At 57.3% G+C, this 21360-nt stretch carries 21 protein-coding genes and 1 pseudogene; 8 read left to right on the top strand and 14 right to left on the bottom strand.

Features of this window, described 5'->3' with window-relative positions; all coding sequences use genetic code 11:
- Nucleotides 1-162: 162 nt before the first annotated feature.
- Together AC2FEB_RS15050 and AC2FEB_RS15045 are read left to right on the top strand one after the other, a co-directional pair.
- A complete protein-coding gene (locus AC2FEB_RS15050; protein WP_496727243.1) occupies nt 163-2511 on the top strand; it encodes a heavy metal translocating P-type ATPase in 2349 nt (782 codons plus the stop codon).
- Nucleotides 2512-2576: 65 nt separating this feature from the next.
- Nucleotides 2577-3086, top strand: coding sequence for a L,D-transpeptidase family protein (locus AC2FEB_RS15045; RefSeq protein WP_496727244.1), 510 nt, complete (start codon nt 2577-2579; stop codon nt 3084-3086).
- 420 nt (nt 3087-3506) lie between these two features.
- Here AC2FEB_RS15045 and AC2FEB_RS15040 read toward each other — a convergent pair whose 3' ends face one another.
- The 6 genes from AC2FEB_RS15040 to AC2FEB_RS15015 are packed head-to-tail and all read right to left on the bottom strand — an operon-like array spanning nt 3507 to nt 7665.
- Nucleotides 3507-4859, bottom strand: coding sequence for a peptidoglycan DD-metalloendopeptidase family protein (locus tag AC2FEB_RS15040; RefSeq protein WP_496852769.1), 1353 nt, complete (start codon nt 4857-4859; stop codon nt 3507-3509).
- A complete protein-coding gene (locus AC2FEB_RS15035; RefSeq protein WP_496852768.1) occupies nt 4856-5482 on the bottom strand; it encodes an SCO family protein in 627 nt (208 codons plus the stop codon). Before AC2FEB_RS15035 ends, AC2FEB_RS15040 begins: the two co-directional genes overlap by 4 nt.
- Nucleotides 5482-5961, bottom strand: a complete 480-nt coding sequence (locus tag AC2FEB_RS15030; RefSeq protein WP_496852767.1) for a copper chaperone PCu(A)C — start codon at nt 5959-5961, stop codon at nt 5482-5484. The genes AC2FEB_RS15035 and AC2FEB_RS15030 overlap by 1 nt, the downstream gene beginning before the upstream one ends.
- Before the next feature lie 20 nt (nt 5962-5981).
- The gene (locus tag AC2FEB_RS15025) at nt 5982-6641 is read right to left on the bottom strand and encodes a DsbA family protein (RefSeq protein ID WP_496852766.1); all 660 of its coding nucleotides are present in this window, start codon (nt 6639-6641) and stop codon (nt 5982-5984) included.
- The gene (locus AC2FEB_RS15020; protein WP_496852765.1) at nt 6638-7060 is read right to left on the bottom strand and encodes a disulfide bond formation protein B; all 423 of its coding nucleotides are present in this window, start codon (nt 7058-7060) and stop codon (nt 6638-6640) included. The genes AC2FEB_RS15025 and AC2FEB_RS15020 overlap by 4 nt, the downstream gene beginning before the upstream one ends.
- A 5-nt stretch (nt 7061-7065) precedes the next feature.
- Nucleotides 7066-7665: an SCO family protein gene (locus AC2FEB_RS15015; RefSeq protein ID WP_496852764.1), complete on the bottom strand. Its 600-nt coding sequence runs from the start codon at nt 7663-7665 to the stop codon at nt 7066-7068.
- A gap of 181 nt (nt 7666-7846) precedes the next feature.
- Here AC2FEB_RS15015 and AC2FEB_RS15010 point away from each other — a divergent pair, with 181 nt between their 5' ends.
- Both AC2FEB_RS15010 and AC2FEB_RS15005 read left to right on the top strand, forming a co-directional pair.
- A complete protein-coding gene (locus AC2FEB_RS15010) occupies nt 7847-8275 on the top strand; it encodes a MerR family transcriptional regulator (protein WP_496852763.1) in 429 nt (142 codons plus the stop codon).
- Nucleotides 8276-8371: 96 nt separating this feature from the next.
- The gene (locus tag AC2FEB_RS15005; protein WP_496852762.1) at nt 8372-9133 is read left to right on the top strand and encodes a transglutaminase-like domain-containing protein; all 762 of its coding nucleotides are present in this window, start codon (nt 8372-8374) and stop codon (nt 9131-9133) included.
- A 150-nt stretch (nt 9134-9283) separates the two neighbouring features.
- Here the strand turns inward: AC2FEB_RS15005 and AC2FEB_RS15000 are convergent, their stop codons facing one another.
- From AC2FEB_RS15000 to AC2FEB_RS14980, 5 genes are all read right to left on the bottom strand, one after another.
- Complete coding sequence (locus tag AC2FEB_RS15000; protein ID WP_496852761.1) at nt 9284-9901, bottom strand: transglutaminase-like cysteine peptidase; 618 nt, start codon at nt 9899-9901, stop codon at nt 9284-9286.
- Nucleotides 9902-10164: 263 nt separating this feature from the next.
- Entirely contained in the window at nt 10165-10908 is a 744-nt protein-coding gene (gene phnE / locus AC2FEB_RS14995) for a phosphonate ABC transporter, permease protein PhnE (protein ID WP_496852760.1), read from the bottom strand.
- Nucleotides 10908-11678: a phosphonate ABC transporter ATP-binding protein gene (locus AC2FEB_RS14990; RefSeq protein ID WP_496852759.1), complete on the bottom strand. Its 771-nt coding sequence runs from the start codon at nt 11676-11678 to the stop codon at nt 10908-10910. Before AC2FEB_RS14990 ends, phnE begins: the two co-directional genes overlap by 1 nt.
- Nucleotides 11675-12535, bottom strand: a complete 861-nt coding sequence (locus tag AC2FEB_RS14985) for a phosphate/phosphite/phosphonate ABC transporter substrate-binding protein (RefSeq protein ID WP_496852758.1) — start codon at nt 12533-12535, stop codon at nt 11675-11677. The genes AC2FEB_RS14990 and AC2FEB_RS14985 overlap by 4 nt, the downstream gene beginning before the upstream one ends.
- A complete protein-coding gene (locus tag AC2FEB_RS14980) occupies nt 12535-14388 on the bottom strand; it encodes a cytochrome c peroxidase (RefSeq protein WP_496852757.1) in 1854 nt (617 codons plus the stop codon). Before AC2FEB_RS14980 ends, AC2FEB_RS14985 begins: the two co-directional genes overlap by 1 nt.
- A 117-nt stretch (nt 14389-14505) precedes the next feature.
- On the opposite strand from AC2FEB_RS14980, the gene mntR reads away from it, so the two are divergent.
- Nucleotides 14506-14958 (top strand): manganese-binding transcriptional regulator MntR, encoded by a 453-nt coding sequence (gene mntR, locus AC2FEB_RS14975; RefSeq protein WP_496852780.1) that lies wholly within the window; start codon nt 14506-14508, stop codon nt 14956-14958.
- 353 nt (nt 14959-15311) lie between these two features.
- The gene (locus AC2FEB_RS14970; RefSeq protein WP_496852756.1) at nt 15312-15929 is read left to right on the top strand and encodes a transglutaminase-like cysteine peptidase; all 618 of its coding nucleotides are present in this window, start codon (nt 15312-15314) and stop codon (nt 15927-15929) included.
- A gap of 177 nt (nt 15930-16106) precedes the next feature.
- Here AC2FEB_RS14970 and AC2FEB_RS14965 read toward each other — a convergent pair.
- Together AC2FEB_RS14965 and AC2FEB_RS14960 are read right to left on the bottom strand one after the other, a co-directional pair.
- Nucleotides 16107-16223, bottom strand: a pseudogene (locus AC2FEB_RS14965) (L,D-transpeptidase family protein); the annotation flags it as partial.
- Entirely contained in the window at nt 16219-16659 is a 441-nt protein-coding gene (locus tag AC2FEB_RS14960) for a hypothetical protein (protein WP_496852779.1), read from the bottom strand. The gene AC2FEB_RS14960 and the pseudogene AC2FEB_RS14965, both read right to left, overlap by 5 nt.
- A gap of 720 nt (nt 16660-17379) precedes the next feature.
- Here AC2FEB_RS14960 and AC2FEB_RS14955 point away from each other — a divergent pair.
- On the top strand, nt 17380-18039 hold the full coding sequence (locus tag AC2FEB_RS14955) for a hypothetical protein (RefSeq protein WP_496852755.1): 660 nt from the start codon (nt 17380-17382) through the stop codon (nt 18037-18039).
- A 10-nt stretch (nt 18040-18049) separates the two neighbouring features.
- Here the strand turns inward: AC2FEB_RS14955 and AC2FEB_RS14950 are convergent, their stop codons facing one another.
- Entirely contained in the window at nt 18050-19141 is a 1092-nt protein-coding gene (locus tag AC2FEB_RS14950; RefSeq protein ID WP_496852754.1) for a transporter, read from the bottom strand.
- A gap of 220 nt (nt 19142-19361) precedes the next feature.
- On the opposite strand from AC2FEB_RS14950, the gene AC2FEB_RS14945 reads away from it, so the two are divergent.
- Nucleotides 19362-21356, top strand: coding sequence for a heme lyase CcmF/NrfE family subunit (locus tag AC2FEB_RS14945; protein WP_496852753.1), 1995 nt, complete (start codon nt 19362-19364; stop codon nt 21354-21356).
- Nucleotides 21357-21360 lie beyond the last annotated feature (4 nt).

The raw sequence follows: 21360 nt of genomic DNA, 5'->3' as shown, positions 1-21360 counted from the left end.
GCCGGAAAGGTCGCACCGGCGTTGATGGCCCGCAAGCTGCAATGACATCGCATGTTCTGCAAGACAGCACACATTTTGGAAATTATCGAAAATTGGGCCTTGAAGCTCTAGTTGCTGTAGGGACTATCTGTTTCTGACCACGGAAAATCTTGAGGTATTTTCATGCCGTCCGACAGCCATTGCCACGATCGCAATCGTGATCATGATGCCAAACAAGGCCAACATTGCTGTGGTGGCGGAGCCAGCGCAGATGTGGCGCCGTCCGTGCCAGCTCCCGTCAATGGCCGAAGCTTTCAGGTCTCGGGTCTCGACTGCGCCGAAGAGGTGGCGATCCTGAACAGGGTCGTCGGACCGAAGGTCGGTGGAACAGACCATATCGCGTTTGATGTGATCAACGGACGGATGACGTTACTTGAAACTGCGGAAAAAATCTCTGATGACGAGATCAAGCAGTTGGTCGCCAGCACCGGGATGAGTGCCAAGCCCTGGGACGATGAGAATGCCGCCGAAGATCAGGCGGCGCATATCGCGCGGCAGCGACGTTTCACCATGCTCAGTGGTGGGTTCTGGGCGGCTGGTTTCCTGTGGCATCTGGTCGAAACCGGAATGGGTGGTGCGCTCGGTTTGTTTTCAGGACATGGCGACGTGCAGATGCCCTTGCCTGAGGCGGCGTTGTTCGCCGTTGCAATCCTGTTTGGCGTCTGGCTGGTGGCCCCCAAGGCCTGGTCCTCGGCACGGCGGCTTTCGCCTGACATGAACCTGCTGATGGTTGTTGCCGTCTGCGGCGCAATCGGTTTGGGCGAGTTTTTCGAGGCCGCAACCGTTGCCTTCTTCTTTTCGCTCTCTCTCTATCTGGAAAGCTGGAGTGTCGGGCGCGCGCGTAATGCTGTCTCGGCGCTGCTTGATCTTGCACCACCGACGGCGCTGGTGCTGCGACCGGACGGTCGGGAAGAGGTGGTTCCGGCGGCCGAAGTGGTTGTCGGCGACAGTTTCATCGTGCGCGGGGGCGACCGCATTCCGCTGGACGGAGAGGTCATAGACGGTGCTGGCGCCGTCGATCAGGCACCGATCACCGGTGAAAGCGCCCTGATGCCCAAGGAACAGGGCGACGAAGTCTATGCCGGTACTATCAACGGCGAAGGGACCCTTATGGTGCGCGCCTCAAAGGCGGCGTCGGACACTGTTCTGGCCAAGATCATCCGCATGGTCGGTGATGCCCATGCCCGGCGTGCGCCGGTTGAACAATGGGTGACCAAATTCGCCCGTATCTATACGCCGATCGTGATGATCGTCGCGGTTGCCATCGCTCTTATTCCGCCGCTTGCCTTTGGTGCACCTTGGGGATTCTGGATCTATAACGCGCTGGTTCTTCTGGTCATTGCCTGCCCCTGCGCGCTGGTGATCTCAACGCCGGTTTCCATCGTCGCGGCACTGACCGCATCGGCGCGGGCCGGAGTGCTGATCAAGGGCGGTGCCTACATCGAGGCCCCAGGCCGCACCACGGCGCTGGCCATGGACAAGACCGGAACGATCACCATGGGCGAGCCGGAGGTGGCGCTTGTCCACCCGTTGGGCGGCACGTCCAAGCACGAGTTGCTGGCAAGTGCCGCCAGCCTTGAAGTGCGATCCTCGCACCCGCTGGCGCGTGCCATCCTGACACGGGCCGAGGCCGAGGACATTACGGCTTCTGCCGCGGAAGATACCCGCACAGTGCCGGGCCGGGGTCTGGAAGGCCGTGCCGGGGGCCGCTCGGTCTGGCTGGGCTCGGATCGTTTTGCCACCGAGAAGGGATTTGGTGATGCCATCCCGACCGGTCTGCGTAACCAGATCGAAGGCGCGGGCAGTACGCTTGTGGTTGTCGGTGACGAGACCGGGGTCACGGGTGTTCTAGAAGTGCGCGATCGTATTCGGCCTGACGCCAAACATGTTGTGGCAAAGCTGCACGCGCAGGGCGTGAAAACGATTGTCATGCTGACAGGCGACAACGAGCGCACAGCGCGGGCTGTGGCCGCCGAGGTTGGCATCGACGAGGTGCGCGCCGAACTGTTGCCCGACGACAAGGTGACGGCAATCGAGGAACTGGCCGAGCGTCACGAGATTGTGGCCATGATCGGCGACGGCGTGAACGACGCGCCGGCCATGGCGCGGTCGCATTATGCCATCGCCATGGGGGCGGTCGGCTCGGACGCGGCGATCGAAACGGCGGATATCGCGCTGATGACGGATGATATCGGCAAGGTGCCGTGGCTCATCGGACATTCGCGCCGGACCATGTCGATCATCCGTCAGAACATCGGTTTCTCGCTTGCGACGAAGGCTGTGTTCGTGGGCCTCACGAGTGTAGGTATGGCTTCAATGTGGGGTGCCATCGCAGCAGATGTCGGTGTTTCACTGCTGGTTGTGGCCAATGCACTACGCCTGCTGAGAGCAGAGGAAGACAAGGCTGGGCCGCGTGGAGGACAAAGGGTCAGCGAACCTCTGGCGGAGCGCGCTGTGGCGCATGGACATTGATCGGATTCTGACCTCGTGGTATCAGATCCACATAGGAGACCTCTAAAAAGAGGCATAGAGCAGTGATGGTTGGCAAATTTCCAAGACGATTTTTCCTTTTGGGCGGCGTGACCGCTTTCCTGTCGGGATGCGCGAACAAGTTCCGCTCCTACACAGGGCCAGAAGTCACACGGCTTCGCCTGTACAAGTCGGAGCGATTGCTGGTTCTGGATGGAGCAGAAGGAGTGTTGCGCACCTATCCGGTCGACCTTGGCTTCGCGCCAAATGGACACAAGCAGTTCGAAGGCGACGGGCGAACACCTGAAGGCGCTTATGTCATCGACCGGCGAAATCCGGACAGCCTTTTCCATTTGTCCATTGGTATCTCATACCCGAATGAAGCAGACCGCGCTTTCGCTGAGGCGCAGGGTAAGTCGCCAGGAGGTGACATCTTCATTCATGGTGGCCCGCGACGAGGCGTTGATCCGATGGGTAAGCGAGACTGGACCGCCGGGTGCATCTCTGTCACAGACCGCCAGATCGAAGAGGTCTACGCAATGGTGCCCGACGGAACGCCCATCTACATTCTTGCCTGACAGAGGCGTGAACTCTCAAAAGACTTCAACAAAATAGGGCTTCACCAGATACTGGCAACGATGTGAATCGCAAAGGCCATTACACTTCGAAGCGTTTTCGTGAAGGGACGTTCCTTCCCGCCGCATCAGCAAGAGTTGCATTAGGAAACCAGACGCAAAATGGCAACCGAAGCGATAAAAGCAAGCAGGCCAAATGCGATTCCGTATCCTGTTGCGTATTGAAGTATGTCAACACGGTTTCCGTTTCTCCGTTTGGCCAGTAAGCCGCCCCAAATTGCACCACCCAAGGCGCCCGCAATTGCAATCATATCTAATCCTCGTTTCCTCGGTTTTCGTGTTCTGAATTAAGATCGGGGCCGTCATCAACACATAGCAAGGTAAGTTACTTGAGGTGTGTTGCCGAGCGGGACGTCGAATGGATCAGAGCCTGTCCGTAACCCGTTCCGAAAGATGCTCCTCAAGCTGGGCTCGTGCGACGGTCAGCCGTTCCAGAGCGGCAGTGTCCGCAGATTTGTCACCTGTGATTTCAGCGAGGCGGTCATCTGCAAGCGGATCGGTTGGTCGTCCGTCGACCAGCACCTCATAATGCATGTTGGGCCCGGTCGCAGTTCCAGACGATCCCACGCGTCCGATCACTTCGCCAGCCTTTATGCGTTGACCTTTTGACAGGTCATCGGTGACCGAGCTGAGATGAGTGTAGCGTGTGACCGTGTCCGACCCGTGCGCGATTTCCACCACGCGGCCATATCCCCCGCGCCACCCGACATAGGACACCCGTCCAGGCGCTGTTGCGTGCACAGGGGTGCCGCGCGCGGCGGCGAAATCGACGCCGGTATGCATCCGCACGTTGCCGTAGATCGGATGTTTGCGCCGGCCAAACACCGAGCTCAGACGTGCACCTTCGACAGGTTGTGCAAACACACGAAGCAACTCGCCATCAACATAGATTGTGGCGCGTCCGCTGCTGTCATCCGGCCAGACCACTTCGTAGAGCGTCTCACCCATCTCCAGCGCCGCAAAGGCAAGGTCCGGCTGGCCGATCCTCTGGTCATCCAAACGGTTTTCGCGCCAGAGCAGGCGAAGCGTTTCGCCGCCGCTGAGCTCGCGCCTGAAATCGACCGTACCGCTCAGCATCTGTGCCAGATCCACCGCAAATCGCGCAGGCAGGTTTGCATCATCCAGTGCTGCTGCAATCGAACTTTCGATGATCGTCTTTCCGGCAATCGTTACGGTGTCAGGCTCAGGGGTCACAACCCGTGTGGCCAGAGATTGGCCAAAGACTGCCTCGACGCGGACACCGTCATCAACCGCAAGTGTTATGCGCAGCGGGCGGCCATCGGGCGTTTGGGTAAGCGCGATCGAATGACCCGGGCGCAGACGACGCAAGTCAAATTCTGCTCCCAGCGCCAGTGCGATCTCGGCGCGGTCAGTCGCATCAAGTCCGGCCTCGGCAAGAACTGCATCAAGGGTTTCACCGGACTCAATCTCGCGTGACCAGGTTTTCAAAGGTGGATCAATGGCCGGCAAGGGGTCATCAGCTGATGCGACTGCGGGGACAACAGGTGGTTTCATATCTGGCCAGGACTCGAGACGGCCGGCCGCCACGTCCATCGTAGGCGTCGCGTCAATTTGCGGTAGCTCGGGGTATTCCGGGGGCTGAAAACTTGCTGCTACAGGAGCCCGCGTCGCAGGTTCTTTTGGAGTAAGAGCAAAGACCGCAGCGACTGCCAACGAAACACCAACGGCAGCAGCTGCCAAATGTTTTGCTTTCATGACGTTTCTTCCGTTCCTCTTTTCATTGCGCGGCGAATTTTGGGGACCGCGAAATCCCTTTTCTCGTGGTAGTCGATGGTGCTGGCGAACTGGCCGTCAGTGCCGAAAAGGAAAACGCTGGCGGTGTGGTTCATCGTGTAATCACCATCATTTGTCGGGACCTTCTCGTATGTCGCTCGGAAGTCTTCGGCGGCTTTGGCGATTTGTTCAGGTAGACCGACCCATCCGCGAATGGCAGGGTGGAAATAGCTGACGTAATCGGCCATGGCGTCGATGGTGTCGCGTGCGGGATCGACGGTGATGAACACGACGTTCAGCTGCTCGGCATCATCCCCCATCCCGTCAAGCCAGTCCGAGATATCAGACAGCGTGGTCGGGCAGACGTCAGGGCAATAGGTAAAGCCGAAAAACACCATGCTTGCGCGACCGGTAAGCGTTCGCGTGTTTACCGTGTTGCCTTCGTGGTCGGTCATACGGAAATCCATGGCCGACAAGGAAAGCGGCCGCAGCGGATCAGGGTCGGGTGCACCGGGGCCGTCTACCTGCCACCAACCCGCAACAAGCGTAAGACCCAGCACGCCAATACCAGCCGCACCCATCTGCAACAGACGTCTGCGCTGCATCAGTTTTCTGGCCCTCGCGCCGCTATTCCATAAATCGGCACTTCGACCGACATCTCTTCGCCATCGGCAAAGATCAGTGTCAATGCAAAGCTCTCGCCTTTGGTCATCGGCCGTTGGAGCCGCATCAGCATGGCGTGCAATCCGCCGGGCTCCAGTGCCACCGAGGCACCTGGGGCGATCTCGATATTCCCGGCTGGCGCCATAGAGCTGACCCCTTGTTCATTGGTCGAAGTCTGATGAATTTCCGGCATCTCTGCTAGGTCTGTGCGGATGCCGGTCACCGTGACTGCCTCGTCGCCGGTGTTGCGGATCGTCATATAGGCCGCACCCGGGCGGTTGGTTCCGATCGATGCGCGAGACCAGGCGTCTTCAACAACAATTTCGTCGGCCCCTGCCAGAACGGGCGCTGAAAGACCGATGCTCAGGGCAAAAGCGGCAAAGGCACTTGCCAGTGCGGTCTTCTTTGGTTGGAATTTCATGATTTTGCTCACATGCGTGATTAACTTTGCGCCGCTGCTACTTCTGCCGCGACCAGACGCCTCAACTCGGCCTCACCAAATGGATCGAGTGGCTTGCCATTGACGAAGAAAGTGGGAGTTTGCTGTATGCCAACAGCCGCAACGTCCGCACGTTCCTGATTAAGTAGCCCCGTTGTCTGAGGCGCGCGCATCTGCGTCTTTGCCGCCTCGACATCAAGACCCGCCGATGCTGCAATCTGCAGGATCAAACCCGGTTCGGGTGCGCCATGCGCGGCCCATCTGGGTTGTTCTCTCAGTACGGCTTCCATCACCGGCTCGAAAACGTCCTGCATCCGCGCGGTTTCCAGTACGCGGATCGCTTCTTCTGACGCTTCGCCATGGAACGGGGTGTAACGAATAACGACGCGCACGGCGTCGCCGTGTTGTGCCATGATGTCTTTCACGATCGGATGAAATGCGCGACAAGCTTCGCAGGCCGGATCGAAAAACTCGACAATGGTGACGGGTGCGTCTTCCGGGCCAAGGACCGGAGAATAGGGTCGGATGAGCGTTTCAGCGATGCCAGGCGCAACCGGATCGGCAACGCCTGCTGATTTTGAACGGTTCACGTACCACGCACCGCCGCCGAAACCGACAGCTCCGAGCGCGAGAACGGACAGGATCAAACCACGTCTGTTCATTCTTGTATCTCCTTGAGTGAAAGGGCGGACAGCACGCCGATAAGTGCAAACGCAACGAGCGCCATCAGCGGGATTGGGATGCCAAAGACCAATTGGTTCGCATCCGTACAGGAGGGTCCCGTTGCGGTGCAGGGCTGTATTTTTTCAGGGATCAGACCGACGTAAAGGCCCATGTGCCACAAGGCCACGCCCGCGCCGCCAATCGCCAGCGCGACCCCGTATCGACCGACGCGCCAGTCTTGCCACCACAGGCCGAGCCCAAGAATGATGGCCAATGGGAACATGAAGGCGCGCTGGAACCAGCAGAGCAGGCAAGGCGTTTGTCCCAGCACCTCGCCGATGAACAAAACGGCAAGCGATGACAACAGCGCCAGCATCCAGGCCAGTCCGAGAGCGGTTTCTTTGGTCAATCGGGTCATTGTCGTCAGATTCTCTGTTTTAGATCCGCCAGAATGTCTTCGGCGGGCGTGCCGTAAGACCAGGACTCGGCAAAATCTGCCTGTGTGTCGAACAGGAACAGATGCGACGTGTGCCCCATTGTGTACCCATCGGGTGCCGAGGCCTCCTCGACCCGTTCGTAAAAGATCGGAAAAGACTCGAAGGTTTGCTCGATTTGCTCAGGCGTGCCGGTCAGGCCAACAATGCCTGCATCAAAGAGCGGCACATATTCGGCCAGGACCGAAGGCGTATCCCGCTCGGGGTCGATGGAGATGAAGATAGGTTGGACCTCTTCCGCTTTGTTTCCCAGACCGTCCATGACGGCCGCGACCTCGGACAGGGTCGTCGGGCAGACATCCGGGCAGTTTGTGAAGCCAAAAAACACCAGCATCCAACGCCCGGCATAGTCGTTTTCGGATCGTGTGACGCCCGAATGATCGGTCAAGTCGAACCTGGCGCTAAAAGCTGCGGCGCTGGTTTGGTTTTGGCTGGCGCTGTAATCTGACCAAAGCATCAGATAGACAAACGAGGCCGTGGCGACTCCTGCTACAGCCCATAGGAATTTTTGGAACTTTGTCAGTTTCAACGCGAATTGCCTGCTTTGATTCTTATATCTGGATGCGCATGTACATGCTCTAGCTGCTAGAGGTTCAAGGCAGTTTTGGTATCTGCGGCGGGGTGTCACGGGTTCGGCGAATTTATGCCGTTTCACTTGTCGGTCGCCGCATTCAAAACTACAGTCACTGTATCTTTGAATGGAGACACATGTGCTTACAATCGGTACCCTTGGAAAAAAAACTGGAACAAAGGTCCAGACGGTTCGCTACTACGAGCAGATCGGGTTGATGCCGGAGCCTGGCCGAACAGAAGGGGGGCAGCGGCGCTATGGCGATGCCGAAGTCGACCGCCTGTCCTTTATTCGACATGCGCGCCAGTTGGGATTTCCGCTGGAGGCGATCCGTGAACTCCTTGATCTGAGTGACAATCCGGATTGCTCTTGCGCAGAGGCAGACTCCATCGCGCGTCGGCAACTCAAACAGGTCGAGCAAAGAATGGCCCGCCTCGAAGCACTGCGTACCGAACTTCAACGCATGGTGCACGAATGCAGCGGCGGCAACACATCTGAATGCCGTGTTCTCGAAGTATTACGCGATCATTCCGAATGCCTGACCAACCACGAAGAAATCGACGCCTGACGTCGAAAGACGAACTCGAGACCGTAAGAAAGACTTCTTGAACCTACAGTGACTGGAGCAATTAAACATCTCTCAAACGATTCGTGGAGAGATATTATGGCTGCCAACGATCCGCTTCTTACGGCCACGCCGCTACTGGATTTTGAAGTTGGGCCCATTGCCGCGCTCATCGCCAATCGTCGCTGGCGCGACCTACCGCAAACAGATCGCATCGGCGCGATTTATGACTTCGTGCGAAATGAGATCGCTTTCGGCTACAACCACGCCGATGACATCCCCGCCTCGGATGTACTGGCCGATGGGTATGGGCAATGCAACACCAAGGGTACGCTATTGATGGCGCTTTTGCGCGGGGTGGGTATCCGATGCCGCTTGCACGGTTTTACAATCCACAAGCAACTGCAGCGTGGTATCGTGCCTGAGCTTGTCTACCCACTGGTTCCACAAGAAATCGTGCATTCCTGGATCGAAGTTGAGGCCGACGAGTCATGGTTGAACCTCGAAGGGTTCATTCTGGACGAGATATTTCTGCGCGTACTGCAGCAGACCTTTGCCAGGACCGAAAGCTTGTGTGGCTATGGGGCGGGTACCGAATGCCTGAGTGCGCCCCTGGTCGATTGGAAAGGTGACGACACTTACATTCAAAAAGCCGGCATCGTGCAGGATTTCGGCGTCTTTGATACGCCCGATGCCTTTTATTCCGATCACGCGCAGGAATTCGGTCGTGTGCAAGGCTGGCTATACCGTTTTGTGATCCGACATTGGATGAATGCGCGCGTTCGGGCCCTCCGGTCCGGGAAATTGATAGCCCGAATTGCGGCAACACATTCGCACGGAGAAAGACACGATGCCACATGATCGCCAGGGTCACAGCAATACCCACTTGCCTCCGGAATGCGGAGACCAACAGATTCCAGTCGCGGTGTGGGTCAACGGTTTTTGACCGTCGCGCCAACTCCGAAATTGTTGACGTAGCAGCAATAGGCAAAAATGTTTCTGTGAGAGGGTCTAAGGTGGAAAGACACCGCCCCTCATGACCCTTGTCCAACCAGACGGCGTGTTGGGATCTTGCATACGAAGAAACGAATATCCGGTGTCTTGCCATGGTTTCATCTGATTTGTCAGATTGTCGAGCACATAGTCCCCACTCTTTGTTCGGATGATCAAAACGGCGTGCGAGTTCCGCCGCCTATCTAGTGCGGTTGCGATTGACAGTCTGGATGGGGCAAGACCAATGCGAATTAGTTCCTTTTTCTTCAGAAGTGCGAAATCCTCGCAATCACCGCCGCGAGCCGTTGGTAACGTCCAGACTTCTTTGCGACCGTATTGGTTTTGATCTGAAACCACGCGTACTTTCCGATTTATCTCGCGATTAACTTCAGCCGCTAACCTGAGTTGGGTGGCGGTGTCCAAGACACTGGTAGTGGTGGATCGGTCGCAGGCCCACGGATAGCTTTGGCAAAGTTCCCTGGCCCCTGTCGGGGCGGGGACCGCTTTGATTTCGTGTAGAAGGGTATTTGCAAAAGTCGACGACGGAACGGCAATCGCAATTCCAGCAATGGTCACAAGACTTAATACGAACTGACCGGCATAACAAAAAGCCCGCTTCGCGATACAATTGACCATCGTATACTCCGTTCGTTTGGAAAAAGGTCCCTAGTTCTCTGAGTATCAGTAGCACCAGTCTCTAAAATAATCAGGCTTGTACTTTAGATCGGCTTAATGGTAGCGGAATCATGCTGCAAATCTTGTTTCCGGGTTACCGTTCTCCGTGTTTTTCGCCTATTTTCAGTGTGTTTGAACTGCCTTTTGACTGGTGCCGTCAGGTTGGATTTGTGCAAGTTAACTGGACATCAGAGAAAACCGAACCGTCGCTTAAGTCGGGAACGCTAGCTAAACCGCTTTTGCAAGGCGGTGTTCAGGGCCTCGGATAGTAGCACCAGTCCAACGATGGCCAACGTGACGGTTGCGGCTTTGTCATATTGAAACGAACGCACGTAAGTCTGGACATAGAGGCCGATGCCACCCGCACCGACGATGCCGAGGATCAGGCTTTCACGCAGGTTCAGCTCGAACCGGAACACGGTGTCACGCATGATCACCGGTGCCATTTGCGGCCAGATCGCCCAACGTAGTTGCTGCGTTCGGCTGGCACCCGCGCTTTCCAGCGCGGCCACTGGCGCGGCGGCGACATTGTCGATGGCCTCGGAATAGAACTTGGCCAACATGCCTGTGGCGTGAAAGGTGATGGCCAGTATGCCGGGCAAGGGCCCAAGCCCCACCGCACCAACCATCAGCATCGCAACAAGGATAAGCGGTATCGAACGGATCACTGCAAGCAAGCCACGCACCGGACGCCAGATGGCCGGAGGCACCAGCGTTTCGGCGGCCAGAACGGCCAGCCCGGTGGACAGGATCACGGCAAAGAGAGTGCCCAGGATGGCGATCCGCAGTGTTTCTGCCAGACCTCTCAGCACCTCGGGCCAGATCGAGAGGTCGGGTGGGATCATGCGCCCCAGAAACTCAGCCAGGCGCGATCCTGCACCGGGTAGCTTTTCAAGCCCCATATCGGCACTGGTCAGAGACCAAAGGATAGCAACCGCCAAAGCACCCCAAATGACAGATCGGCCCATCAGCTGACCACACGCAACCCTGCTGCGGCGCTGATACCGTGATACAGCCCGTCGATATCTTCGCTTGTCACCTGACCAGACCGTTTGTCGAACAGGATCTCACCGTCACGAAGGCCCAGAATGCGGTCAGCAAACCGGCGCGATAAATCAGGCTGGTGCGAGCTGAACATGACGCCGATCCCGCGACTGCGCGCTGCGCCGGTGATCAGGCCCAGGATGCGCTCGGCATGGGCGGGGTCCAGATTGCTGACCGGTTCATCCGCCAGGATCAGTTCGGGGTCTTGCGCCAGACAGCGGGCAATCGCCACGCGCTGCCTTTGACCTCCCGACAACCGATCTGCACGTCGATGCGCCAGATCGGACAGGCCAGTATCCTGAAGCGCCCGGGTGACGCATATATGGTCCTGCTCGCTAAAGCGGCCCCAAAGCGCAGGCCAGCTTTTCATCCGGCCCAACCGCCCGTTCATTACGTTCTGATAGACGCTCAGCCTGTCGACCAGCGCGAATTCCTGGAATATGAAACCAATGTCGGCACGGATCTCACGCGCCGGAGACCTTGTTGCTGACAGCTGATTGCCCAGCACACTGGCCTGGCCCTGCCAACCGCGCAGCCGACCATCCAGCAGCGCCAGCATCGTGGACTTCCCCGCACCAGATGGCCCGAGCAACGCAACGCTTTCACCCGGTTGCACGGAAAGCGACAGGTTGGTCAACGCCGCTGCACCGCCGAAGCAGTGCGACACCGCGTCGAGTGCGATGACGGCGGTCATTTCAGAAACCCATAGCGCCGCGCGGTCTCGCGCACGCCGTCATACACGGTCGGGTCGGCAAGAACATAACCATCCGGGCCAAAGAGATAGGCCAACAGATACCGGTTCTCAGCCTCGTTGAGACGCAGCATGGTGTCCACGAATTTCGCCTGCAATCCTGCGTCAAGGTCAGGGCGGGCGATGACCGCATGGCTGGGGATCTGTTCGGATTCAGCCAGCACTTTGACCTCGGCCTGCTGATCCGGGGTCAAGTAGAGATCAGCGTATTGAGTGGCTCCTGCCGCATCGACCAGCCCATTGGCCATGGCCTGCATCGCCTGCTGATAACCGCCTGCAAAAAATTTCTGACCGAAAAAGCTGTCCGCATCACCCGTGCCGGTAAACAGCCCGGCACGCACGAACAGATCGAGCGGATAAATGTAGCCGGATTCCGACACCGGATCGGAAAAGGCAATGTCGCGCCCCTCAAGGTCGGCCAAGGTTTCGATCCCGCTGTCGCGACGCACGAAGACGCGGCCAGAATAGCTGGGCTGTCCGCGATAGACCTCAGACAGTAGCGGCACGGCGCCGATCTGATCCTCGGCCAGGACAAATGGCAGCGCCCCCATGAAAGAGATGTCGGCATCGCCATTGCGCAGGGCCTCGACGGCAGCGGCATGGTCGAAAGTGACAAACCCGGTGACCGGGACGCCCATCTGATCCGTCAACCATTTGGTGATGACCTTGATATCCCCCAGCAGCTTCTCAGGGTTCTCCTGTGGGATGAAAGCCAGTTTCAGACCCTGATTGGCCGCCGCCAACGCGGGCATGGCGATCATGGTGGCGGTAGCGGCCAGAAAGTTGCGACGCGACACCATCAGAACATCCTCTCGTCGATTTCGACCTGCATAACCTTGAACAATTCCCATTGGCGGTTTGCCTCGCCCCAGTTACCGCTGGCGCTGGCATCGCCGACCGCTCGCAGAATGTTGGAGAACTCATAGATTTCCGGCTTGGAACTCTGATTGACCATGACACTGGCATCCGCCGCCAGATCGGGGGCGACCGTGTCGATAAGCAGCGCGATGTTTTCGGAATCCTGCATCGGCAACAGGGTGTCCAACGTGCTTGCGAAGGTAGTTAGCTCTTCCCACGACAGGCGGAATACGCTGTCACGACCATCGAACACCTGATACGGCTCTTCGCCATCGCCCACAGCCTCGACGTAAGCGGTCAGATCGGCGCGTTGAGCCTCATCCAACCCTAGTTCCTTGGTGTCGTTGAACCAATCCACTACGCTGGCCAGCGTTGGCAATGATCCGTCGTGCATGTAAGGCGCGGTGAAATTGACGTTGCGCAGCGTCGGTGTTTCGAACGCGGTTGGTGTACCGCCCGGGAACGGAGGCTCGGCGCTGCCGATATCATAGGTCACCCCGTCGCGGAATTGGCGGTTCGGCGTATGACATGATGCGCAGGACTTGTCGTCCAGACCGGCAAACTCGGTGTTGAACAATACCTCTCCGCGTTTGGCCGCATCGGATGCCAGATCGGTCAACCTGCCTGCCCGGTCAATCTTAGGGTTGGGCAAAAAGTCGAACTGTTTGACGTAAGCCTCCAGCGCATCCAATTGGAAGGGTGTCGGTTCCTTTCCGGCAAATTCTGTCACGATCACATTTCGGATGAACCGGCGCAGGCTGGGTTCGCGCCCGTCCCGGCCATAAGGTGCCGTGAACCGGATACCGCGCATCGACGGCGTGTCCAGATGATCGTCCGTTCGGTCATTGAACATCGGATTGAAGAATGATCCGTCCACATCCATGCCGCCGGCATGAGAGGACAGGCCGGGAATGAAGAAATCGCGATTCACATCCGACCGGTTGTGGCAGGTGGAACAGGCAATCCCCAGCTCGCGCGCGGGGCCGCCAAAAATCTCAGGGCTGTCGAACAGCATGTCGCCAAAAGCCACCAGCGGCAAGTTGGCTTCGTCCTCGCCAGCTTCTTCGAATTGCAGCACCAACCGGGGCAGTTGGCGCTGATCAGCGATGTTTGATCCGGGCGGAAGGGTGGCCGGAAGCGTGACTGGCGTTCCGCTGCGAACCACTGTTTCGGGGATTGGCGTTAGCGTGTTTCGCTCTGCAAACTCCGATGGAAGGTAATTTGCCCGGATATAGCCAGCTACAACACTGTGCGCCTCGGCAAATCTATCGGCATCAACATTCCGCGCACCGTTACCCAATACGCCCGCGCTACCAAGGGAAGAGTTCAGAACCAGCCAGGCCCGCCCCAGATCACGCGCGGCTTGTGCATCGGCAGCCTTGATGCCGTCCTCAAAAGCGCGAAACAGGGCGGCAGCCTGAGACACCTCCAATGCGGCTTCGGGCTGGCCAAGCGCCGCCTTGGCCGCATCCAGATGCCGCAGGATTCCACTTGCGACGGCTGCAGTGCTGGCCTCGAACAGTGCTTGGCGGCTTTCGGATTCCAGTGCGCGGCTGATCGCTTGTGCCTCGACGTCGGAAACGCGCGAAATCGCATCAATCTGCAGATCACTGCCAAGGGGCGGCGACATCCAGCTTTGTTCGATCTTGTCCCACGGAACCGGGCTCAGGTTTCCCATGAACAATGTCAATCGGTATGCAGCTGCCCGCGGTGCCCACGGTGCCTCTTCGATTGCTGTGGCGCCTGCCATGACAGGCAGAAAACCGAGGAACGTGGATGCAATTAGATTCTTCATAGCCGCTTCTACAATTATTAGCCCTGTCTAACTTATTCGTGACCGGCAGACCGTTGTCAAGCCGCGCGATGCAATGCATACAAGTAAAGGCAGCCCAATGACGTAATCGTGAGCCAAATGACCGACAGCACTCCACAGGACGCCGACCGCAAGATTGACAGTCAGGCCAGTGGATTCGAAGCGGTTCGCACGGCACATCAAAGCGAAATGGTTGAGGATTATGTGGAGCTTATTGCTGAACTGATCCACGAGAGGGGCGCAGCGCGACCGGTGGAAATTGCCGAACGCCTTGGTGTGACCCAACCCACTGTTTCAAAGAACCTGGCCCGGCTAAAACGCGAAGGGTTGATCGAGCATGAACCTTACCGCTCGCTCCGTCTTACGGAAACGGGACGCCAATTGGCTGAGGCGTGCCGGAAACGTCATCGGATCGTTGTGGATTTCCTGGTTGCCTTGGGCGTTTCACCGGAGGTTGCCGAGCATGATGCCGAGGGTATCGAACATCATGTCAGCGAGGAAACCCTCGGTGTGTTCAGTGATTTCACGGAGCGCAAGTCAAAGCCATTCTGAAATCGACGCGGATAATCTCTGAGCGGTAAGAACTGTTAAAGATCGGCCGTGAGTGAGGCGCGCGCCGCAGTGACTGGGAAGTCTGTTGCCTGTGAGGCATGCTAGCCAACACTGGGGCAACCGAATTCCCAATTAAACTTGCTCACGGTTTCTTTGTACTTGAGAGCTGCGGAAGATTAAAATTCACTACTGTTGCCACTTTCTTACCTCTAATTGGCCTACACCCTATCCACGAAAAGCCCCAATTTCTTGCCATGTGTTGGTCTCGCAAACGTTCGCTGCGCCTTAGTTTTCCAATTAGACGGTCGCAAATTTCCGACCGTTGAAAAAGCGCTCAACCCAAGGAAAACAAAATGACTGGAAACATTACTCAATGGGTGTTTTTGACAACAGCAAAAGTTGCGCTTTGCGTAACGGTAGCTGCTGGAATGTCGTTATTTTCTCCTGCGCCTGCCGGTGCGTCAAGCTTGCTGCACTCGGTCAAAGCAGTGCCGGCTCCGAAAGGTGCCGTTGGACTATGTCAACGCTACCAATGGGCCTGTGACCGATCGCGGACCGCAACAGTCAATGAAGCAAATGAGATACTAAAGTTAGCCTCAAAAGTGAACTTATTGGTAAATCGATCTTTTCGTGAGATATCAGACCGAAAACAGTACGGACGGGACGAAGAGTGGGCTTTACCTACCGGTCGGGGCGGTGATTGCGAAGACTTCGCTTTGGCCAAAAAACGTGAATTAATCCGCCATGGGGTCGCCCCATCAATATTACTACTAGCTACCGGTTTCGACCGAAAAAGGAACTCGCACGCGGTCTTGGTCATTCGCACAAGTAACGGCGATTATGTTCTCGACAATTTGACCGATAAGATGAAGAAGTGGAATAAGACAGGAATATCATTTATCCGTATGCAAGACCCAAGCACTCCAACTGGCTGGACGCTGGTGATGCGCGGCGGAATGTTTCCGACTTAGTCTTGAAGTCATGCGTATAGTCAAATCCCGTTGATAAACGCCGCTCCAAGCATTCATTCGGATCTGCTTAGTTCGAGCTCACAAGCAGATACAGGAGCACGATAGCAGCGCGGTCTAGACGACGGCACAAAGTCGGCTTTTGGGAAACTGATAAACTCTGGCCTGATCGATAGGCAGTTAGGCATAAATGTGGACGGGCGTTCCGTCTCGTACCATCGCATAGACCTCTTCGACCTGCCGATCAGTGACAGAGATGCATCCCGCAGTCCAATCTCGCTTGTTCATAGGGTCAATAGGCCTTGATAAAGATCGCATCAGAGTGCGGCAGTGCCATCACAAAGTAGTGCAACTTGCATTCGATCCCGCAGATCACAACAAGCGTCTCGCCAAAATCCACCCGCCCATGCCCCGGTGCGTGGCTCAGCGGCACGAAGACCTCTTTGGTGCGGCGTTTCTTCTCCCGGACATAATCGGTGACAATGGTAATCCCGCCAGTGAACCCATGCTCATCACGCAGCCGGGCATTAATGCGTTTGGCGATATGGCGCTGCTTCTTCAGCTTGCTTTTGTCATCTTCAAGGATCTGGTCGATGATCCCGGAAAAGGCATCCAACTTCGGACGTGATGGTGTTTTGCTGCGCCGATACACCGGCGGCACCGAGTGCTGCAAAGTCTTCGATACCGTCTTGCGGTCAATCCCAAAGATCCGCGCAGCCTCCTGCCTGCTCATACCCTCAACATGGCACGCACGGCGCACCCGATTGTTAAGTCCCACAGAATACATCTCCCCGCCCGTCGCTCGTTGCCTCGGGCGTAAAGTGGCGGAATTTTACTCCGCTATGACCGGATTATCCGACCGTTTCTGTGGTCCAATTTGTCTCCGGGATTCACAGATTTTACTGCGGAGAGGTGCATGGCTTGACCATCGGGCATTTGGCTTCTGTTCGTGAAAAGATCAAAGGGCTGAGGAAGCTGGGAAAAGCTCTAGCCAGGATGGTGACTGGGTGCAGTCAGAGCGGCGTGTCCGACTGCCCGACCGTTTAAACACTTTTCCAAGCGCGCTGAGGTTCGAAACTCATATCCGGGAAGGTCGCGCTTTCTGCGGGATGTGGAAGGTCATAGCAGACATCGTCAACTGCAGTTTTAGTGGCAGGTTTGTTTGCGACCTCGATTGTCTAGAGCGCTCGCAACGAACGACCGGTCCCATTATGGTGGGGCGAAAAGGACCCTTTTCGCGGCAGTAATCGACACCCCTTGTCGGATATCCTCAATAGTGAGATAGCGACTGCAACAAAATCAGGTACATAATTTTTCGAATTCTTGAGACGCCTAACACCACTGATTTCCAACCATCAATCCATGAATGGACCTTCGTGCAATGTGCAGTTAAATGCTGGTCGGAACGCCATGATAGAGTGTGGATTAGGGTATGGCTGGCAAGGTGTAGGCAATGGAGAGATATTTTGCGATCGACATGCCGTTTTGGCGGTTTGCACGGAACACACTGATTGTTAGCTGTCTTGCGTTGGCCCCATTGTTGCTGGCCTTCGTTCTGCGTACGCCGGGCTTTGCGACGCACCTTCTGAACGGCGGTTCCGCGTTGGGCCGGTTTCTGCGCCAGGTGGTGACGAACGGGCTGCCTGTCGTGTTCGCTGTGAACTATCTCAGCTTTTTTCTTTTTGCCGTCGGGGTAAGGGCGCGGGGCAAGGGGGCCATCCCGGTCCGGTATCTGTTGATCGATTTGCAACTTCGGGCTGTCCTGTTCATCGTGCTGCATGCGCTGATTTACGCGTTATCGGCCGATTGGTTCGGATCTTTTGGTGGTGACCGCGCAGTGGCGTTGCGGGTGGTTGGGCCAACGCTGGTGCGCTCCGCGTATTTCGAGAACATCTCGGGCGTTTATCTGTACGCCACGCTGGTCGGTGCGCTGCCGCTGTACCTATCAATCGTGCAAAGCCAAATCACCCATGGTACGGGATTTCCGGCCCAACTGGCACGCCGCGTACCCGGGCGGGGCGGACCTGTGATTTTAGCTCTGCTACTGATTGCGGTGTCAGTGGTTGTTCTGACCGCCGCGGCGGCGCTGATTATCCGGTTACAGTCGGTTTAGGGCTGAACGGTCAGAACGCCTTGCGGATCTCGAATGAGACCGCGTATTCGCGTTCAAGCTGAGGTCCATCCAAATCTTGATACACTGGGATCACGCCCTCGATGCCCAGGCGTGTGCCCGCCAAAGCCCCCGACCTCGGCACAAGGTAATTCACTCCGATGCCGATGCTGAGAAACTGGCCGCCGCGCAGAGTCGGGTCGGCGGTGGGCACCATGTCTGGATTCAGGCGCCCGTCAACGCCGTCAATATTTTCGACGATGTCGCCGACCAATCGCAACGAGGAGCTGAACCGGTCATTCCAGCGCCGTGCAGCCCAGACCGTTGCCGAATAGACATTGCCCAAGGTATAACCCGCATCGTTCTCACCCATCCGGATCATGGCACCCAACTGACCGCCCCACGACCAATCCGCGTTCTGGCTCGTGTAGGTGACGCCCGGCAGCAGGTCGTAGGTGCCAGACCCCAGTTGCATGGGATAGGGCAGCAGCTGGTCCGGCCCGGCCGGCGTGGTGTCGGTCTCATCTATCGAGCCCGTCGGAAGACTTAGGCCAAGAGACAGTTCCAGCACCTGCCCGTCGGATTTGTAGATGTCATATCCACCGATGATCTTAAGATCACCGAACCCCTGTGCCCTGGTCTTGAATGTCTGGCCCAAGCGGGTCTGGTGCTTCATCGTCTTGTGGGCATAGGGCAGCATCGCCATCACCGAGATGTCGTCGGTAACACCGTACATCAGACCGACCATCGCCATGTTCATGCTCATGCTGAGCGGCGCGATCGGATACTGCGCCAGCACGCCCGAAGTAGGCAGCGACCGCGTTCCGGTGCGGTTACCGTCCATCTCCATGTTCATGTACGAGAACACCGGCATCAAAACACCCTCGGGCGGGTGCATGCCGCCGACGACACCCGTGGGCGGCATCGCATCGGGGCGCATCATTGCGGACATGTTGCCGGAGGCTTGCGGGTTCATTGCCACGTTGTCAGCCGGTGGCGTATCCGTGTGGGCCATGGCGGTGGAGGCCAGGCTCAGCCCCCCGGCCAGTATTACGGCCTGGATGTGCTGCCACCCGCACAAAATCTCGGGGTTGTTCCGTGTCATGATGCCCTCATTTTCGTTCGTTTTCTAATCCCGCACATTGAAAGCAGCTTGTTCGGTACGTCCATCTGTGTGGTCGGATGCTGGGGGTCTCCAGCGCTGGAAGGTCAAGACCGCCGAACAAAATCGCGATCGTCCGGGTGGGTGCGGCAATACTGCGCTTGACCCTCCAGCGCTGGATTGTCGGACAAGGCCGCAAAACCGGAAACCCGGAGGCTTTGGAATGATACCGGAAATTGGGCAGTTTGCCCTGGCACTCGCATTGGCCGTGTCTTTGGTGCAAAGCGTATTGCCCTTGATTGGAGCAGCACGGAATAATGTCATATGGATGCGATCGGCAACTGCGACCTCAATCATGCTTACCGCGCTGGTCGCCATCGCCTTCGGCGCCTTGATGTGGTCGTTCGTGGTCAGCGATTTCACCGTGCTAAATGTGGCCAGCAATTCTCATTCGCTGAAACCGATGCTTTTCAAGGTGGCGGCAACCTGGGGCAGCCACGAAGGTTCGCTGCTGTTGTGGATTCTGATACTGGTGGTTTTCGGGCTGGGCGTATCTCTGTTGGCTCGGAACATCCCACTGAAACTCAAAGCGCGCACCTTGGCGGTGCAAGCGTGGATCAGCGCGGGTTTTTTGTCCTTTATGCTGTTCACGTCAAACCCGTTCGACCGGGTGTTTCCAGCGCCGCTGGACGGTCAGGATCTGAATCCACTGTTGCAGGATGTGGGTCTGGCTATGCATCCGCCGTTTTTATACCTGGGTTACGTCGGCTTCTCGATCGTCTTTTCCTTCGCCGTGGCAGCCCTGATTGAGGGGCGGGTCGATCCTGCATGGGCGCGGTGGGTGCGGCCTTGGACACTGGCGGCCTGGGTGTTCCTGACACTGGGTATCGTGCTGGGCAGCTGGTGGGCCTATTACGAGCTGGGTTGGGGCGGCTGGTGGTTTTGGGATCCGGTCGAAAATGTCTCGTTTATGCCTTGGCTGGCTGGCACAGCACTGTTCCATTCGGCCGTCGTGACCGAAAAGCGCGGCAGTTTCAAAAGCTGGACGATCCTGCTGGCCGTGCTGACCTTCTCGTTGTCCTTATTGGGGACATTTATTGTCCGTTCAGGCTTGCTTACATCGGTCCACGCGTTTTCGGTCGATCCCGAACGCGGCATTTACATCTTGGGGCTGCTGGCCGTCGCGATCGGTGGTTCTCTGACACTTTTCGCCATTCGCGCGCCTGAAATGGAGGGCGGCGGTCTTTTCGCCCCGATCAGCCGCGAGGCAGGTTTGCTTATTAACAATCTGCTGCTGGCAACCGCAACGGCGACTGTTTTATTCGGCACGCTTTACCCGTTGTTGCTTGAAGCCGTTACAGGCGAAAAGATTTCGGTTGGACCACCCTATTTCAATGCCAGTTTCGTTCCGATCATGCTGGTTTTGGTCGTTGTGATGGGGATTGGGCCGCTATTGTCGTGGAAGCGGGCGGATTTGCGCGGTGTGCTGCACCGTCTGAAGTGGGTAGCTGGACTTAGCCTGCTTGCGGCGTTGGTTGTGTGGTATTTGGATACCGGCGGACCTGCCCTTGCGGTTCTGTCCATCGGCCTTGCGGTTTGGCTGCTGGGTGCTGTGCTGACAGAATGGGCCAGCCGAATTAAGCTGGGTGAGGCACCGCTGGCCGAGTCCCTGCGTCGTGCTCGCAACTTACCGCGTTCGCATTACGGCATGGTCGTAGCCCATGCGGGGCTGGCGGTCTGCATGATCGGATTCATCGGGTCCAGCGCGTGGAAGTCTGAGGTTGTGACCTTTGCCGAACCCGGAACACATTTCGAGATTGCCGGGTTCGACGTGCGTTTTGACGGTGTAGAGCAGCTTCGCGGACCAAACTACGTGTCTCGCATGGCCACCCTGACGGTGTTTCGCAATGGCGCTTATGTCACCACGCTTAAGCCCGAGCGCAGGGCCTATCTCGTCGCGGGCACCAGCACGACGGAGTCGGCAATTCGCACCACGTTGGCAGGGGACCTTTACGCCTCAATATCGGAACCGGCGGCGGAATCGGAACAGAGCAAATGGACCCTACGTATCTTGTATGAGCCATTGGTGGTCTGGATCTGGATCGGTTCAGGTTTGTTGGCATTGGGTGGGGTCTTGTCTCTCACTGATCGGCGTCTACGCGTCGGTGCACCACGGAAACGGACCGGGCCGGGCTCCATTCCGGTAGCGGCGGAGTAGGGCA

The organism is Ruegeria sp. YTSC106 (genome assembly GCF_059609765.1).
The sequence above is the reverse complement of the archived record's forward strand: the minus strand, read 5'-3'. Positions and strand labels throughout refer to the sequence as shown.